Origin of the sequence: Kribbella sp. NPDC048928, from assembly GCF_043197975.1 — a bacterium.
Classification (GTDB): Bacteria; Actinomycetota; Actinomycetes; order Propionibacteriales; family Kribbellaceae; genus Kribbella.
Genome location: NZ_JBICUC010000004.1, coordinates 766,483 through 781,652, shown reverse-complemented (window position 1 = coordinate 781,652; position 15,170 = coordinate 766,483). Strand labels below are relative to the sequence as shown.

Annotated in this window: 14 protein-coding genes; 3 read left to right on the top strand and 11 right to left on the bottom strand. The window is 68.9% G+C overall.

Annotated features, from left to right (window positions below; all coding sequences use genetic code 11):
* Positions 1-17 precede the first annotated feature (17 nt).
* On the top strand, positions 18-659 hold the full coding sequence (locus ACGFI6_RS21670; RefSeq protein ID WP_393121102.1) for a Pr6Pr family membrane protein: 642 nt from the start codon (positions 18-20) through the stop codon (positions 657-659).
* 4 nt (positions 660-663) lie between these two features.
* Positions 664-1,317: a hypothetical protein gene (locus tag ACGFI6_RS21665; RefSeq protein ID WP_393121100.1), complete on the top strand. Its 654-nt coding sequence runs from the start codon at positions 664-666 to the stop codon at positions 1,315-1,317.
* 58 nt (positions 1,318-1,375) lie between these two features.
* On the opposite strand, the gene ACGFI6_RS21660 is transcribed toward ACGFI6_RS21665, so the two are convergent.
* Together ACGFI6_RS21660 and ACGFI6_RS21655 are read right to left on the bottom strand one after the other, a co-directional pair.
* The gene (locus tag ACGFI6_RS21660; RefSeq protein WP_393121098.1) at positions 1,376-2,020 is read right to left on the bottom strand and encodes a transglycosylase family protein; all 645 of its coding nucleotides are present in this window, start codon (positions 2,018-2,020) and stop codon (positions 1,376-1,378) included.
* A 285-nt stretch (positions 2,021-2,305) separates the two neighbouring features.
* Positions 2,306-2,845 (bottom strand): DUF5946 family protein, encoded by a 540-nt coding sequence (locus ACGFI6_RS21655; RefSeq protein ID WP_393121096.1) that lies wholly within the window; start codon positions 2,843-2,845, stop codon positions 2,306-2,308.
* A 96-nt stretch (positions 2,846-2,941) separates the two neighbouring features.
* Here ACGFI6_RS21655 and ACGFI6_RS21650 point away from each other — a divergent pair, with 96 nt between their 5' ends.
* Positions 2,942-3,532, top strand: coding sequence for a DNA-binding response regulator (locus tag ACGFI6_RS21650; RefSeq protein ID WP_393121094.1), 591 nt, complete (start codon positions 2,942-2,944; stop codon positions 3,530-3,532).
* Here ACGFI6_RS21650 and ACGFI6_RS21645 read toward each other — a convergent pair.
* The 9 genes from ACGFI6_RS21645 to ACGFI6_RS21605 all read right to left on the bottom strand — a co-directional run bounded on the left by ACGFI6_RS21645 (position 3,511) and on the right by ACGFI6_RS21605 (position 15,116).
* Positions 3,511-5,196, bottom strand: a complete 1,686-nt coding sequence (locus ACGFI6_RS21645) for an ABC transporter ATP-binding protein (RefSeq protein ID WP_393121092.1) — start codon at positions 5,194-5,196, stop codon at positions 3,511-3,513. The genes ACGFI6_RS21650 and ACGFI6_RS21645 overlap by 22 nt on opposite strands.
* Complete coding sequence (locus ACGFI6_RS21640) at positions 5,193-6,902, bottom strand: ABC transporter ATP-binding protein (protein ID WP_393121090.1); 1,710 nt, start codon at positions 6,900-6,902, stop codon at positions 5,193-5,195. The genes ACGFI6_RS21645 and ACGFI6_RS21640 overlap by 4 nt, the downstream gene beginning before the upstream one ends.
* Positions 6,899-8,755 carry a prolyl oligopeptidase family protein gene (locus ACGFI6_RS21635; protein WP_393121088.1) on the bottom strand — a complete coding sequence of 619 codons (1,857 nt, stop codon included), beginning with the start codon at positions 8,753-8,755 and terminating at the stop codon, positions 6,899-6,901. Before ACGFI6_RS21635 ends, ACGFI6_RS21640 begins: the two co-directional genes overlap by 4 nt.
* Before the next feature lie 171 nt (positions 8,756-8,926).
* Positions 8,927-9,061: a SapB/AmfS family lanthipeptide gene (locus ACGFI6_RS21630; protein WP_393121086.1), complete on the bottom strand. Its 135-nt coding sequence runs from the start codon at positions 9,059-9,061 to the stop codon at positions 8,927-8,929.
* A gap of 3 nt (positions 9,062-9,064) precedes the next feature.
* Complete coding sequence (lanKC, locus tag ACGFI6_RS21625) at positions 9,065-11,626, bottom strand: class III lanthionine synthetase LanKC (RefSeq protein WP_393121084.1); 2,562 nt, start codon at positions 11,624-11,626, stop codon at positions 9,065-9,067.
* A 451-nt stretch (positions 11,627-12,077) separates the two neighbouring features.
* Positions 12,078-13,139 (bottom strand): ABC transporter ATP-binding protein, encoded by a 1,062-nt coding sequence (locus ACGFI6_RS21620; RefSeq protein WP_393121082.1) that lies wholly within the window; start codon positions 13,137-13,139, stop codon positions 12,078-12,080.
* Complete coding sequence (modB, locus tag ACGFI6_RS21615) at positions 13,136-13,942, bottom strand: molybdate ABC transporter permease subunit (RefSeq protein WP_393121080.1); 807 nt, start codon at positions 13,940-13,942, stop codon at positions 13,136-13,138. Before modB ends, ACGFI6_RS21620 begins: the two co-directional genes overlap by 4 nt.
* Positions 13,939-14,721: a molybdate ABC transporter substrate-binding protein gene (modA, locus tag ACGFI6_RS21610; RefSeq protein ID WP_393121078.1), complete on the bottom strand. Its 783-nt coding sequence runs from the start codon at positions 14,719-14,721 to the stop codon at positions 13,939-13,941. Before modA ends, modB begins: the two co-directional genes overlap by 4 nt.
* Entirely contained in the window at positions 14,721-15,116 is a 396-nt protein-coding gene (locus ACGFI6_RS21605; protein ID WP_393121076.1) for a molybdopterin-binding protein, read from the bottom strand. Before ACGFI6_RS21605 ends, modA begins: the two co-directional genes overlap by 1 nt.
* Positions 15,117-15,170 lie beyond the last annotated feature (54 nt).

The following is a 15,170-nucleotide window of genomic DNA, read 5'->3' as shown; positions in this document are numbered from 1 at the left end:
CGTCATACATTGCGAGCATGACGGCGATGGGGCGGGTCTGGGCTGCGATCACCGGGCTGATCGTGGTGTGCGGGATCGTCATCCAGCTGGTGGTGACGGCGAACGGGCACGAAGGGTTCTACCCGGACAACCCGGAGCGGGTCTTCAACGTGTTCGCGTACTTCACCATCCAGTCGAACCTGCTGCTCGGCGGGACCACGCTGATGCTGGCCGCGCAACCGGACCGCCCGCCGAGCCGGCTGTTCGAGACCTTGCGGCTGAACGGCGTGCTCTGCATCGCGGTGACCGGCATCGTCTACCACGCGGTGCTCGCGGGGACCGACGAGCTGCACGGCTGGGCATCGGTGACGAACTTCTTGCTGCACACCGCGGCCCCGGTGGCAGGCGTCCTGGGCTGGCTCGTGTTCGGCCCGCGCGGCCTCACCAACTGGCGGATCGTCGGCTGGTCGATCGTGTATCCGCTGCTGTGGTTGGCGTTCACGCTGATCCGCGGTGCGTTCGCCGGCTTCTACCCGTACCCGTTCGTGGACGTCGATCAGCACGGGTACGGACGGGTGCTGCTGAACTGTCTGTTCGTGGCGGTACTCTTCCTGGCTCTGGCGGCCGGTGCGACCACCCTGGACCGCCGCCTGCATCGGAAGACCACCGTCGAAAGGTAGAGCCGTGCTGGTGACCTCGCGCTCGTACGCCGAGTACGAAGCGATGTTCGACCTGAAGGAACTCCCGGACTCCGTGCTCGACTGCTGCGCAGGCGGCGCGGGCTTCACCGCCGAGGCTGCCGCCCGCGGTGTGGACGCGATCGCCGCGGATCTCGCGTACGAGCTGGATCACGCCGAGCTCGTCGACAGCGTCCGGAAGAGCCTGCCGGCCACGTCGGGGATCGTCGACGCACACCAGGGGAGTTTCGTCTGGCACTGGTACGGATCGCCGGAGCGGAAGGATCAGTACCGGATCGAGGCGGCCGACCGGTTCTTGCAGGACGTCGAGGCCGCGCCGGAGCGGTACGTCGCCGCCGGGCTGCCGGAGCTGCCGTTCGGTGATCGCCGGTTCGAGCTGGTGCTGTGCTCGCATCTGCTGTTCACCTGGGCCGACAAGTACGACCAGGAGTGGCATGCGACTGCCCTGCGGGAGCTGATCCGGGTCAGCAACGCCGAGGTGCGGATCTTCCCGCTGGTACTGCAGGGCGCCGGTGAACCGATCGGCTGGCTGCCGGAGCTGCTGGCGTCACTCGAGGGCGTCACCTGGGAGATCCGCAAGGTGCCCTACGAGTTCCAGGCCGGCGCCGACGAGATGCTGGTCATCACCCGCAACGCGTGAGGCCGCCGGGCAGGCGGTGGGAGGACGGTCTACCGACCACCTGCCCGGCAGCGTCGGCTCAGCGCAGGAACCGGCCGCAGACCGGCCACGGGGAGGCGCCGCGCTGCGCGTACAGCTTCTTCGCGCGCATCAGCTGCTCGGCCGCCGAGGCATTGGTCGGGTTGCCGGAGCCGCCGACACTGCGCCAGGTCCGCAGGTCGAACTGGAACAGCCCGTAGTAACCGGCGCCGTTCACCGCGCGCGGGTTTCCGCTGGACTCGCAGTTCGCGACCTTGGCCCAGGCGCCGCTCAGGTTCGCCTTGCCGCTGCTCGCCTTCGGGCGGTCCTCGGACCGGCTGGTGCGGGACTTGTGCTCGGACTTCTTCTTGGTCTCGGCCTTCCGGGGCTGCTGGGCCTCGGACTTCTTCACGACCCGCGGTGCCTGGTCGGCGGCGGCCTTCTTCACGCCGTCCAGCGTCAGGGTCTGCCCGATCAGGATGAGATTCGGGTCCTTCAGGTTGTTGATCCGGGCCAGCTCGTGCCAGTCGGCACCGTTGGCCTGGGCGATCTCTGAGAGGGTGTCGCCGGACTTGACCGTGTAGTCGGCTGCGAAGGCCGAAGCGGCTCCGGCGGCGGTGATACCGGCTCCGAGGCCGGCGATGGAGAGGGTTCGGGCCACCCGGCGAGTGCTTCGCCGGGCGCGCGCATGTCGAGCCTTGGACATCTGAAAAGCGCTCCTTGTGAGCTTGGGCATGGTGGAGCACACCAGGCCCCCCGTGCAGGGGTGGGGGCACTCGGACATCTGTGAGAGGGTCACAGGACAGCTTCCGAATGGTCACGCCCCGGTAACGGCGCGACCTGAGTCATCCTCGGCGAGGAATGCCGGAAACGCAACCCCAGATCGCGATCTGCCCCGAACTTTTGCCGGGGCCTGACATTTCGAAACCCCAACAACAGAACGGTTTCCAGCTCCGACACGCCGATTGCCGAAGGGCTGGAACCGATCGGTTTATTGATGCCGGAAATAGCGTTCCGGGACGATTTCCACGGTCAGCTTCCGGACAGCGGCCCGCTCAGCATCCGGCCACGCCTCCCACACTTCGCGGGCCCACCTGAGCAGGGTCGACTCAACCTCGTCGACGCCGCCGGCGGTCAGGACGTCGTACGCCGTGAGCTCGCCGACCCGGGCCGGCGGGACGAGCCGGGGCCAGTCGTCGAACGAGTTCGCCATGATGCCGTGCGCGGTCCGTACGTCGAGGTTCCCCGAGCCGCGCTCGAGGAACATGTAGAGCCCGTTCAGCGCGAACACCGGACCGATCCGCGGCCCGTCCGGAGCGACGTGCTGAGCGCCGTACGCATCGATCCGGAGTTGGTGCAGATAGCCGAGCCGCGCAGCGTTCTGCACCTCGTACCCGAGCAGTTCGCCGGCCACCTCGGCGCATTCGGGGGTCGCGTTGTACTTTGGCGCCTCCGGCCACCCCGAACTCGGCAGCACCGAGCCGCAACCCGGGCAAACTGTGGATCCAGGCGTGTCATCCGGTGAGTTCACTCGTTGATCTCAACACGGGTACCGCCGCCCGGCAGCTAGTTTTCCTGGGGGCGGCTGAGGCGACGGATGTGATGGGGGCAAGTAGCGGTGATCCGAGTGGCTCTCGGCCATCGCGGCACGTTGGTGCGTGGTGCACTGGCCGCGGTGCTGGCAAGAGAGAACGATCTGGACGTGGTGGCGGAGGTGGACCGCTCGGACGAAGTGCTCCAGGTGGCCGGACGACGGCCTGACGTGTTCCTGCTGGACCCGCAGCTACCAGGCCGGATCAGGACCGAGGAGCTGTGCCGCAAGCTCGCGGGGCGTGGCGTGCTGGTGCTGATCGACCACGAGGCGATCGCGGCGACGAGCCTCGCGCTGGTCAAGCAGGCGCCACGGATCGGGCTGATCGCGACGGACGCGACCACCGACCAGCTGGTGCAGGCGGTCCGCGATGTCGCGAAGGGGCTGCCCGTGGTCGACGTACGACTGGCTGTCGCCGCCCTGAAGGCCGGTGACAACCCTCTGACCGAGCGTGAGTGCGAGGTGCTGCGTCAGGTCACCACCGGCGCGACCGCGCAGGAGGTCGCGCGGACGCTCAGCCTCAGCCCCGGGACGGTACGCAACTACCTGTCCCGGATCCTCGCGAAGACCGGATCGCGGAGCCGCATCGAAGCGATCCGCAAGGCTCACGAGGCCGGCTGGATCTGAATTCCGGGGGTCCAGCTGCCGTGCAGGTCGCGGTACATCCGGGACGTGCGCATCAGGGTCGCGTGGGTGCCGAGCGTGGCCTTGTTGCCGTCCAGCACCAGGATGCGGCGCGCGCGGAGTGCGGAGCTGATCCGGTGCGCGATCACGATCAGCGTGCCATGGCGCTTGGCGAACGCTTCCTCGGCCCGGCGCTCCGCCTCGGGATCGAGGAAGCACGTCGCCTCGTCCAGTACGACGAGTGGTGCGGGTGACAGATACGCGCGGACCAACGCCAGCAGCTGCTTCTCGCCCGCGGACAGCTCACCCGGCTTGACCTCCGCCCCCAGCCCACCGATCCGGGCGACGAGTTGGGTGGCACCGATCGCCTGCACCGCCTGCTCGAGTTGTTCATCTGTTGCGTTGGGCAACAAGTACACGAGGTTCTCGTGGACGGTACCGCTGAAGACGTAGGCCTCCTGCGGGATCAGGACCCGGGTCTGCGCGAGTCGTTCGGTCGACACCGTGGTGGGTGGAGCGCCGCCGAGCAACAGCCGGCCGCTCGTCGGGGTGAGCATTCCGCAGACCAGACCGGCCAGCGTCGACTTCCCGATGCCGCTCGGCCCGACGACGGCCAGATGCTCGCCTTCGGGGATCGTCAGCTCCAGGTGGTCGAGCACCGGCTCCGCCTTCGGACCGTACGCGAACGTCAGCCCGCGGAGCCGGACCTGGTACCCCTGCAACTCGTCGACCGGGCGCGGTTGCTCCGCGGGCGCCGAGGTGTCGAGGATCCGGCCGAGCGTGATGACGTACCGCAGACCGCTGTCGCCGAGCGCGTTCATCACCGTGTTCAGCGCCGGCTGCAGCCCGATCAGTACGTAGGTCAGCCCACCGAGCAGCGTGCCCGTACTGACGCCGCGCCCAACCAGCCACGGTCCCGTCGCGAGCAGGATCAGCAACGGCAGCCAGCCGCCGACCGCGAAGCACAACGTCCGCAACGCCGACACCTTGGCCAGCGCCCGTTCCGCCGTCGCATGTGCCTCGATCGGCTGCCCTGCAAGCCATTCGGCGTACTCCTCGGACCCGGTCGCAGTGATGTCCCGTACGCCTCTGAACACCATGCCCGCCGACGCCGCGAGCTCCTCGTCCGCGGTCAGCGACGCGCGCACCCGGTCCGCGGCCATCCCGAGCACCGCGAGCGACAACGCGAACCCGAGCAGGAACGGCGGCACGACGAACGCCGCGACGAGTGGGGCCAGCGACAACAATCCGGTCAGTACGCCGAACAACGTGATCGCGAAGCTCCGCAGCACCAGGACGAGTCCCGCGTACGTGTCGCGGACGATCTCGACCTGCCGGTTCAGCCGGGCGACAGCGCCGTCGTCCCCGGTCCGGAGCGCGCCGCGGGTGACCCGACGTACCAGATCGTCCCGCAACGGCTCAACCAGATCGCCCAGCCGCCCGTACACCTGCCTAGCCCCGGCCGCGCCGAGACCGGCCGTCGCGACCAGCCCACCGAGCCACGCGATCCCTTGCCATGCATGGCCGTCGAGAAAACTGTCCGTCGCCCGCGCGACCGCGATCCCGTACACCGCCGTCGGCAGGATCTCCGGAACCGACCACGCGATCAACCTGACCGTGGCCCGCTTCCGCAGCGCACCCGCGCCGTACGACAGCTCGCGCTTCATCCGAAGATGGCCCGGTACGACGTGTTCTGCCAGAGGTCGGCGTGCGGGGCGATGGCGCGGACGCGGCCGTGGTCGAGCCAGATGACCAGGTCGGCGCGGGCCGCGGTCGCGGGGCGGTGAGTGACGATCAGCCGGGTGCGGTGGTGGCGGTCCTCGACCAGCGTGCGGCTGATCTGCCGTTCGGTCGCGGTGTCGAGGCTCGAGGTGGCGTCGTCGAGCACCAGCAGGCGGCGCGCCGACCAGGCGCGGGCGAGCCCGAGGCGCTGCCGCTCGCCGCCGGACATCGGTGCCTTGCGCAATGAAGTGAAGTACCCGTCGGGCAGCCGGCTGACGAAGTCGTGCGCGTGCGTGGCACGGGCCGCGGCGAGCGTACTGATCGGGCTGACCGCGTGCGGGTCGATCGCCTCGCCGACGGTGCGGCCGACGAGCTGCGGACGCTCGAACGCGCAGCCGACCGCAGTACGCAGGACCTGGCGGCTGACGGCCGGCAGCGGTACGCCGTCGAGCGAGACCTGACCTGTCGAGGGATCGCGCAGCCGCGCCGCTACTGCCGCGAGGACGGACTTCCCGGCGCCGCTCGGGCCGACCACGGCGACTGTGGCGCCGCCGGGCAGATCGAGATTCACGTTGTCCAGCAGGACATTCTCGCCGGCAACGACACTGACCCCGTCGAAGGTCAGCTGCCCGGTGCCCGGTGGAAGCGCGAGGGTGCCGTGGGCGACGGAGTCGATCGCGATCACTTCGGCAGACCTTCGGACGCCGGCCTTAGCGCGGGCGAGCTCGCCGAGGACACCGGTCAGGCTGCCGAGCCCAGCGCCGAGCACCGCGTACTGGGAGGCGGCGAACAACTCGCCCGCGGTGACGTGGCCCGCGACGAGCTGCAGCCCGCCGACGGCCAGCACAGCGACCAGGACGAGCGGCCCGACGACCGCGGCCTGGGCGCCGGAGCGAGCGAGGATCCGCCAGGTGACGACGCCGTTGCGGTGCAGTTCGGGGAGGAGGCTGAGGATGCGGCGCTCCTCGCGTTCGGTCGTACCGGCGGACTGGATGGTGCGGATACCGGTGAGGGACTCCGACAGCAGCGCGGCGATCCGGCCTTGGGTCTCCTGGTAGGCGAGGCTCACGTCGGCGGTGCGCTTGGCGAAGGTCCAGAGGACGAGGATCACGAGCAGGACGCCGCCGAAGAACGCAACCGCGAGCCACACGTCGATCACGGCCAGCAGGACGAGACTGCCGAGCGGCGGAGCGATCGCGGCGATCGCTGTCACGGCGGCAGGCCCGGCCTGGGCGGCGTCTGTCGCGTTGGCCGAGACTCGTGTAACCAGGTCGCCGGTCTCGAGGTTGCGCGAGCCGTCGGGGCCACCACGGACGACGTGCCGGACCAGGCGATGCCGGAGCCAGGCGGTCGTGTCGGCGACACAGGCCGCGCCCGCGAAGGCGTCGACGATACTCGCCGCGATCCCGAGCCCGATGAGTGCGGCCGCGACGATCAGCCAGCGTGTGTAGCCCGTACCGGCCACGATCGAGTCGACCGAGCGCCCGAGGACTGTCGGCAACGCGAGCGTCACCCCGCTGCCGATCAGCGCGTTGAGGCCGATCAACGGCAGCCAGCCGCGGCCGTGCTTGGCAACCTCGCCGAAGCTGATCGCCTGCCCTGGGTCTTGCGCGCCCGCCCCCGCTGCTGCGGTCCCGCGCGTCGCTGTCATTGGTCCAGCCCGGTCTGGTCGGCGAGGAACGCGAGCATGTCGGCGGCGAGCCCGATCCCGCCGGTCGCGTGCCCTGCCTCGGCCTCGAACCTCAGCAGCACCGGTCGTGGACCCGCCGTCGCGTGCTGCAGCGCTGCGCAGAACTTCCTTGCGTGCAAGGGATCCACGCGGGTGTCGTTCCCGAACGCGGTCAGCATCACGGCCGGGTACTTCACGCCCTCGGCAACCTGGTGGTACGGCGAGTAGGACATCAGGTGCTGGAAGTCGTCGGGGTCCTGCACAGTGCCGTACTCCGCAGTCCAGCGTTCGCCGAGGCCCGAGAGCTCGTACCTGATCATGTCGGTGAGCGGTGCCGAGCAGACCGCGGCGGCGAACAGCTCCGGTCGCTGCGTGAGGGCGGCGGCAGTGAGCAGCCCACCGTTGGACTCGCCACAGATCGCGAGCTGGTCAGCAGTCGTCCAGCCGTCGGCGATCAGGTGCTCGGCGGCCGCGATGAAGTCGTCGAAGACCTGCTGCTTGCTGTGGCCGGTCCCGGCGTGGTGCTCCACTCCGTCGCCGCGGATGCTTGCGGTGACGAAGGAGCCTCCTGCCTCCACCCAGGCCAGCGCGAAGGCGGAGTACGTCGGGGTCAGCGACTGCCCGAATCCGCCGTACCCGTAGAGGATTGTGGGACGCGGGCCGGGCTTGCCGATCACTCGCAGCTCGAGCTCGGTGCCGTCCGTGGACCGGTAGGTCACCCGGTGCGTCTCTGCCGACCGCTTGTCTTGCCCAGCGCTCCAGGGCGTTGTGCCGTTGGTGTCGTAGGAGTACACGGTTGGCGGCGTCACGCTGTCGGTGTAGGTGAACCATGCCCGGTTGCCGTGCGCGGTGAGGGAACCGACCGACCCGACGCCTGGAAGCTCCAGCACGTTGAGCCGACGTCCACTCTCACGGTCGTGCACGGCGATCTCGCTTGCGGTGCTGACCAGCACGACCTCGTCCAGGATTGCGAGGCCGGTCAGTGGCTGGTCCGGCCGGAGGTAGTCGTGCCACTCAGTCGGAGTCGCGGGGTCGCCGACGCAGATCCGTCCGGTCGGGGCATCCTGCGTCGTCACGACGTACAGCCTGTTGTCCGGACCGACCGACATGAGCGTGGTGGCTGTGGTCGGGATATGGGCCGGCGGCGCGTCGGTGGTCAGGTCGGCGAACCACAGATCGTTGGTGGTGCAGATGGTCAGCCAGCGCCCGTCCGCGCTGATCTCCAGCCCGTACGACGCGTCGTCCGCGAGGACCGTGACGTCGTCGGAGTCGCCGAGCGAATGGCGTCGTACCTGACGTAAACGAACGTAATAGAACGTGTTTCCGTCCGGGAGCCAGGCCACGGGCGAGTAGCGGCAGCCGTCGATCGGGCCGTCGATCAGCTGCCCGGTGCCGACGTCGAGCACCGACAACGTCGACTGCTCGGTGCCGCCCTGCGACAGCTGGAATGCGAGTTTGCTGCCGTCCGGGGACGGCTGCCACGCGTCGAGCGTGCGGTCCAACGGATCGAGCAACGGCCTGTCGTCGACGTACAGGACGGCGTGCGGCTGGTTCGGCTCGCGGCGGAGGGTGAAGCAGCGACCGCCGCGGAACACCGGGGTCGAGACGCTGCCGATGTTCGACAGTTGCCGGACGGAGTTCTTCCAGCCGAATCTGGTGCGCAGCGAGCCGGCGTACGTCAGCCAGAGCTCGTCCTGCTCCCGCAGCCAGCGCTCGGTGTCGCCGGCGTCGGGGTCCTCGAGCCCGCGGTACGGGTCCGCGACGGTAGTGCCGTGCACCTGCTCCACGAGCGTCAGACGCTCGGCGCATGGATAAGACTGCACGGAGTAGCTCACCTCACTCCCTCTTCTCTGTCCCACCGACTCAACGACGACAGCGCCGTCGAGCTACCACCCGGCAACCGAGGCGAGTCGGTCACCGGCGCGGAAACAGGACGGCCCCGGGCGGGCCATGCCCACCCAGGGCCTCACTACCTGGCATTACAGGTGCCGTATTCCCTGCCGGTATCAGTGGCAGAGCAGCAGGCTGAGGTTGCTCGGGGTCTGCGAAGCGCAGCCCAGCACGGTCAGCGTGGAACCGTGGTGGTGGCCGTGGTGGCCGTAACCCGGGGTCTCGAGGCCCTGAAGGTCGAGAAGTGCCATGTTTTACACCTCCTTCGGTGCAGATCGTCGGGATGAGTACTCGGACCACTGGGGAGGTCCGAGGAACGGGAGGGCGACCGGCGCGTCGTGCTGCGCCGCACCCAGGGCCAGCAGTACGCCGGCCGATCCGGTCGCCAGGTCCATCGAGAGACGGAGCAGCTGGTTGCCCGGGTACGCGAGGCCACCCGCGTACGGCATCGCGTGCCAGCCGAGGCCGTACACCAGGTCATCGACCTGATCGCCGAGCGCGGCGGCCGTGAGGAGCACACCGGCGCGGCCCATGAAGAGCCCGGGCTGGACGTAGTAGGAGCAGTGGGTGACGCGCTTCAGCTCGTCGAGTACGCCGGTCAGCTCGTCGGACGGACGGTGCCGCAGGTAGCGCTCGAGGACGAGCGCGATCCCGGCGGAGCCTTCCTCGAGGTACGGCAGCGTGCGCCACCCCTGGTTGACCTGGCGCATCCCGTCCTCGGTGAGCACGGTCCGCTTCAGGTCCTGCCTAAGTGCGATCTCCGCGAGGTCGAGCAGCCCGGTGTCGCCGAGCTGCTCGAACGCCTGGAGGAACAGCAAGGCCGGCCCGGAAGATCCGTACATCAGCCCGGATCGCGCGTATTGACCGCCGCTGACGTCCGGTACGTCGTCCACGCCGCCGAGCCGATCGGCGACCAGATCGAGGACCCGGACCGCCTGCGCGCGAAGCGCCGGCTCGGTGTCGAAGTGCAGCAGGTTCAGGCCGATGCCGGCGAGGCCGGAGTGCAGACCGAGCTCGCGGGTGGTCCAGTCGTCCGCGAGAGTGCGTTCGACCAGGTCGAGGGCGTCCTGCCGGTGGCCGAGCTCGTCGAGCACGTGGGCGACGCCGTGCAGGCCGTCGTACAGCCCCGGGCCGGCCGCGGTGTCGAAGGCGCGCTTGCGCAGCCAGTCGTCGTACTCCGGGAAGCGTCCGGCACCGGTCCTGGCGAGCGCGTAGAGGACGCCGGCCGCGCCGGTCGCAAGGTCGATGCCGCCGCCGTCGCGGAACTGCGCGATGTCGCCCGGGAACAGCCTGTCGGTTCGCTCCGGGGTCGCACTCGCGACGATCGACATGGTGAGGGCTGCCCGTACGTCGGCCCACTCGGCCTTGCCGGGCAGCGCCAGGTCCTGCAGCTCGTTGGTCTCGTTGGACCCGACGATCGTCCGTACGGCCTCGTCGAGCGCGGCGCGTGGGACCGGGAACGTGTCCGCGATCATGTCCGCGAGCTGGAACGCCTTACCAGGATGGAGATTGAGCAGGATCGTTGCCTGCGGCGCATAAACGCTGAGCGCGATGCAGGCCAGCGCGTACCGGTCGACGTCGATGCCCTGCCGGTCCTGCGGAGCGGCGTACCCGGGATGGGCCAGCGTCGAACGCGCCTGGTCCTCGGCCTTCGTTGCGACCTCGAAGTCGATCAGCGTGAGCTTGCCGTTCACGTCCAGCAGCAGGTTGTCCGGGTGCAGGTCGCAGAACACGATGCCGCGCTCGTGCAGCTGAGCGACCGCCTCGCCGACCTTCTTGATCATCGCGGCGGCCCACTCCGCGTACTCGGCCTTCTCGGCCGTGGTCGCGTCCGGGTGCGTCAGCGGATACCGGCGGACCAGCTCGCGCTGCAGCGACACCGAGTCGATGTGCTCCTGCACGAGGAAGTGGTGGTCACCGAGCTGCAGATAGTCGTGCGTCTTCGGTACGGCGTCCAGGCCGTCGAGCTGCTCCAGGATGTCGCGCTCGTGGGCGATCCGGGCCACGGCGTCGCGGCCGGCCATGTCCAGACCGGCGTACGGACGGCCCTCCTTGAGGACGACGCGGTCGCCGGTCTCGTTGTGGTGGCCGACATACACGCCGCCGCCGTTGGAGAACTGGATGACGCCGTCGATCGTGTACGCGAGCTCGTTCGTGGTGACGGCGTTGCGGGCGTCGAGGTGCGGCTGCAGGAAGTCCGGCAGCTGGACCCACGGCGGCAGCACGAAGGTCGGGCCGCGCTGGTCAGGCACCAGGTTGCCGTGGGCGTCCGTGATGGCGAGCACGCGTTCACCGGTGGTCGACAGGCAGTACCTGCTGACGAAGGCGCCGTACCGGACGAACAGCGGACCCTCGGCGTAGCGCAGATCGCTCAGGATATAAGGGCCTTCGACGCCTTGCAGTACCTCGTCGAGCTCCTTCAGGACCAGCTCGAGCTGTACGTCGTCGGTGGGGTAGATCGTCACCAGCTTGCCGCTCGACCCGCGGGGAGCGGCCTTCGAGTTCGTCATCACCAGGACGGCCTCGTTGCGCAGGAACTTGAACGCGATGCCGCGCGGGACGCAGTACGCCCAGACGGCCTCGAGCGTCCGCTCGACGTCCTGCAGGCGCGCCGAGACGTGGACCTTCCAGCCCTGCTCGGGCAGCCGGAGTCCGGCCGGCGCGTAGTGCATCCACTGCTCGCCCGGTACGTGCTGCCACCCGTCCGGGAGCGATCGCCTCGTGATCGCGAAATCCGGATGCCGAGCACCGCGGTTGGCCGGCGTCTCGTAGAAATGCCGATCCGCGAGGCAGTAGAACTCGTAACTCTCGTGCATGACTGTCCGACCCCCTTTCCGTGGTGCCCCGGAAAATCCTGAAGGTCTTTCAGTGCTCGGCGTAGTGCACGATGTCATCACTCTGACGTGAAGAACCCATGCACTACGAGTGAGTAACTAAACACTCCTCGTTACCGAACCGCGCTCCCCAAGCGTGATTCTCGCCGTAACAACATGTCAATCCCCAACAACCCCATCACAGCCCGTAACTTCCCACCCCCCATCTCGTGCAACGCCCCATACCCCGCACCCGCCCTCGCCTCTGTCCACACGGGCGCGCCGGGTGAGTGGTGTGCCGATCGACAGGTAGTACACCTGTATACGCCGTACGCATTTGGGACGTTCACGCTCAGGTGCACTAGGTACCGCCCGCCGACGGGCCGACACCTCCTGTCGTTCCGTCGATCAGACCGCCCGCGGCGGCTGCTGATTCGTAGTACTGCGCCGACTGTTACACCGGGTAGGTGTGGATTTCGGTGGCTTTGAGGGTGGGGTGGAGGGGTTGGCCGGGGGTCAGGTGGAGGTCGGCGACTGCGGCGGGGGTGATGTCGGCGAGGAGGTCGGCGGGGCCGGTGGGGGAGGCGTTGAGGCGGACGCGGACCGTGTGGGCGTGTTGCTCGATGCCGGTGACCACTGCGGGCCAGGTGTTGCGCGGGCTCCCGGACGGAGGCTCGGTGTAGAGGCTGACGGCTGTGGGTGGGAACGCTACGTGGACGGGACCTGTAGCCGGCTCCGCGAGCGTGATGGTGCCGCCGTCGGCAAGAGTGACGGTGGTGCCGGCGGCGGTGCCTCGGTAGAGGTTGAGGCCTACGAGCTGGGCCACGTAGTCGGTACGGGGGCGGTGCGCTACCTCGGTCGGCTTGCCCTCCTGCACCACCTGGCCGTTCTCGATGATGACCAGCCGGTCAGCGAGCACCATGGCGTCCAGCGGGTCGTGGGTGACCAGCAGTGTGCGGCCCTCGAAGCGGGACAGGTGCTGGCCGAGCTCTGCGCGGACGTGCAATGTAGTGCTCGCGTCCAGTGCGGCAAGCGGCTCGTCCAGCAGCAGGAGCTCCGGGTCGGTCGCCAACGCACGCGCGAGTGCAACGCGTTGCGCCTGACCACCTGACAGCGAGCGCGGACGACTACGCGCGTACTCCGCGAGTCCCACCACCTCCAGCCAGCGCGCAGCCTCCGTCCGGGCGGTCTGCTTCTCCATGCCGCGGGCACGCAGCCCGAATGCCACGTTCTCCAAGCAGGACAGGTGATTGAAGAGCAGGTAGTCCTGGAACACCACGCCGATCGGCCGGCGTTCGGGCGTACGGAAGGTACGCGGCGGCTCGTCCCACACCGCGTCGTCCAGGGCAATCCGTCCGCTGTCCACAGCGAGCAGGCCGGAGATGGCACGGAGCGCGGTGGACTTGCCGGCACCGTTAGGGCCCAGGAGAGCGACCACCTCGCCAGGCTCGACGGTCAGGTCCAGGGCGAGCTCGAACTCGCCACGGCGTACCTTCAGATCCGCGTGCAGAGTCATCGCAGCCCACTGATCCAGCGCTCGCGCAGAGACGCCAGTACGACGACGGAGACGAGCAGGAGCACCAGGCTCAGTACGACGGCGACGTCCGGATCGGTCTCCAACGCCAGGTAGACGGCGAGCGGCATGGTCGTCGTACGGCCCGGGAAGTTGCCCGCGAACGTGATGGTCGCACCGAACTCACCCAGTGCCCGCGCCCAGCACAACACCATCCCGGCGACGACCCCAGGCGCAATCGACGGCAGTGTCACGCGCCGGAAGGTGGTCCAGCGCCCCGCGCCGAGGGTCGCGGCCGCCTCCTCGTACCGCGGGTCGGCAGCCCGCAGTGCGCCCTCCACCGAGATCACCAGGAACGGCATGGCCACGAACGCCTCCGCAACGACCACACCGGCCGTTGTGAAGGGCAAGGAGATCCCGAACCATGCGTCGAGGTGCTGACCCACCAGACCGCGCCGCCCGAGCACCAGTAGCAGCGCAACTCCGCCAACGACCGGTGGGAGCACCAGGGGCACCGTCACGAACGCCCTGATCACGCTCCGACCCGGCAGCTCGCCCCGAGCGAGCAGCCAGGCCAGGGGGACGCCCAACAGCACACAGAGCGCAGTGGCTGCCGTAGCGCACAACAGCGACAGCCGCAGCGCCTGCCAGACATCAGCACTGAACAGCCGCCCCGGCAGCGTCGACCAAGGCGCCTTGGCGAGCAGACCGATCAGCGGGACGAGCAGGAACGCCAGACCGAGCAGTGCAGGCAGCAGGAGTACGAGGGGCAGGCGCCCGCTCGTACTTCTGCCACGGCGACTCACGGTGCGTCGAAGCCGGCGGCCGTCAGCACGCTCTTGCCCTTGTCGGACAGCACGTAGTCGACGAACGCCTTCGCGCCGTCCGGGTTCGGAGCCTTGGACAGCGTGGCGATCGGGTACTCGTTGACGGCCTTGCTCGACTCCGGGAACTCGATGCCCTCGACCTTGTCCTTCGCGGCCTGTATGTCGGTCTTGTACACCAGCGCGGCGTCGACCTCACCGAGGCTGACCTTGGTCAGTGCGGCCTTCACGTCCTGCTCGAGGCTGTCCGGCTGCGCGGTGATCCCGATCGCCTTGAAGACCTTGTCCGCGGCCGCACCGCACGGCACCTGGACGGCGCAGATCGCGATCTTCTTCTGTGCGTCGGCGAAGTCCTTGATCCCGGTGATCTTGCCCGGGTTGCCCTTCGGGACCGCGATCTCCAGCGTGTTCTTCACGAACGTCGTCGGGGTGCCCTTGTCCTTGACGTCGTTCATGTTCTTCGGCGCGGCCGAGGCGAACACGTCGGCCGGCGCGCCCTGGTTGATCTGCTGCGCGAGCGCGGAACTGCCCGCGAAGTTCAGCTTCACCTTCACGCCGGGGTGCGCGGCCTCGAAATCCTTGCCGAGCTGGGTGAAGGTCCCGGTCAGCGACGCGGCGGCGAACACGTTGACGTCACCGGTCAGCGAGGCCGTGCTCGAGCCGCTCGACGGTGCGGATGCGGCGGGGGTGTCGTCACCGCACCCGGCCAGAGCGAAGGCAGCAACAGCGGCCAGGGCGGCGACAGCGGTACGGCGGAACATCAGGCCTCCGGGATCTCGACGACGACATGGGTGGACTTGATCGAGGCGACGGCCACCACGCCTGGCTCCAGCCCGAGCTCGTCGGCGGCCTCGCGGCTCATCAGCGACACGACGCGGAACGGCCCGGCCTGCATCTCGACCTGGGCCATCACGCCGTCCTTGACGACCCGGGTGACGATCCCGCGCATCCGGTTCCGCGCGGACGCCGCGGCGGTGTGCCCCGGCTCCGGCGACTCCGCCAACTGCTGCGCGAACTCGGCGAGCGCTTGCCCGTCGACGGCCATCCGCCCGTTCTCCTGTTTCGACGGCAATCGGCCCTGATCGATCCAGCGCCGCACCGTGTCGTCGCTGACGCCCAGGAGCGCCGCCGCCTCACTCACCCGCAAACTCGGCACGGAAGACAGCATACCGCCGCAGATGCGTGTTGATGCCAGGTTTTCCACAGTTAC

Excerpts from the sequence above, each read along its gene's own strand:
- ACGFI6_RS21670 (WP_393121102.1), top strand. The coding sequence starts at position 18 with ATGACGGCGATGGGGCGGGTCTGGGCTGCGATCACCGGGCTGATCGTG.
- ACGFI6_RS21660 (WP_393121098.1), bottom strand. The coding sequence starts at position 2,020 with ATGTCCAAGGCTCGACATGCGCGCGCCCGGCGAAGCACTCGCCGGGTG.
- ACGFI6_RS21645 (WP_393121092.1), bottom strand. The coding sequence starts at position 5,196 with ATGAAGCGCGAGCTGTCGTACGGCGCGGGTGCGCTGCGGAAGCGGGCC.
- ACGFI6_RS21640 (WP_393121090.1), bottom strand. The coding sequence starts at position 6,902 with ATGACAGCGACGCGCGGGACCGCAGCAGCGGGGGCGGGCGCGCAAGAC.
- ACGFI6_RS21630 (WP_393121086.1), bottom strand. The coding sequence starts at position 9,061 with ATGGCACTTCTCGACCTTCAGGGCCTCGAGACCCCGGGTTACGGCCAC.
- lanKC (WP_393121084.1), bottom strand. The coding sequence starts at position 11,626 with ATGCACGAGAGTTACGAGTTCTACTGCCTCGCGGATCGGCATTTCTAC.
- ACGFI6_RS21620 (WP_393121082.1), bottom strand. The coding sequence starts at position 13,139 with ATGACTCTGCACGCGGATCTGAAGGTACGCCGTGGCGAGTTCGAGCTC.
- modA (WP_393121078.1), bottom strand. The coding sequence starts at position 14,721 with ATGTTCCGCCGTACCGCTGTCGCCGCCCTGGCCGCTGTTGCTGCCTTC.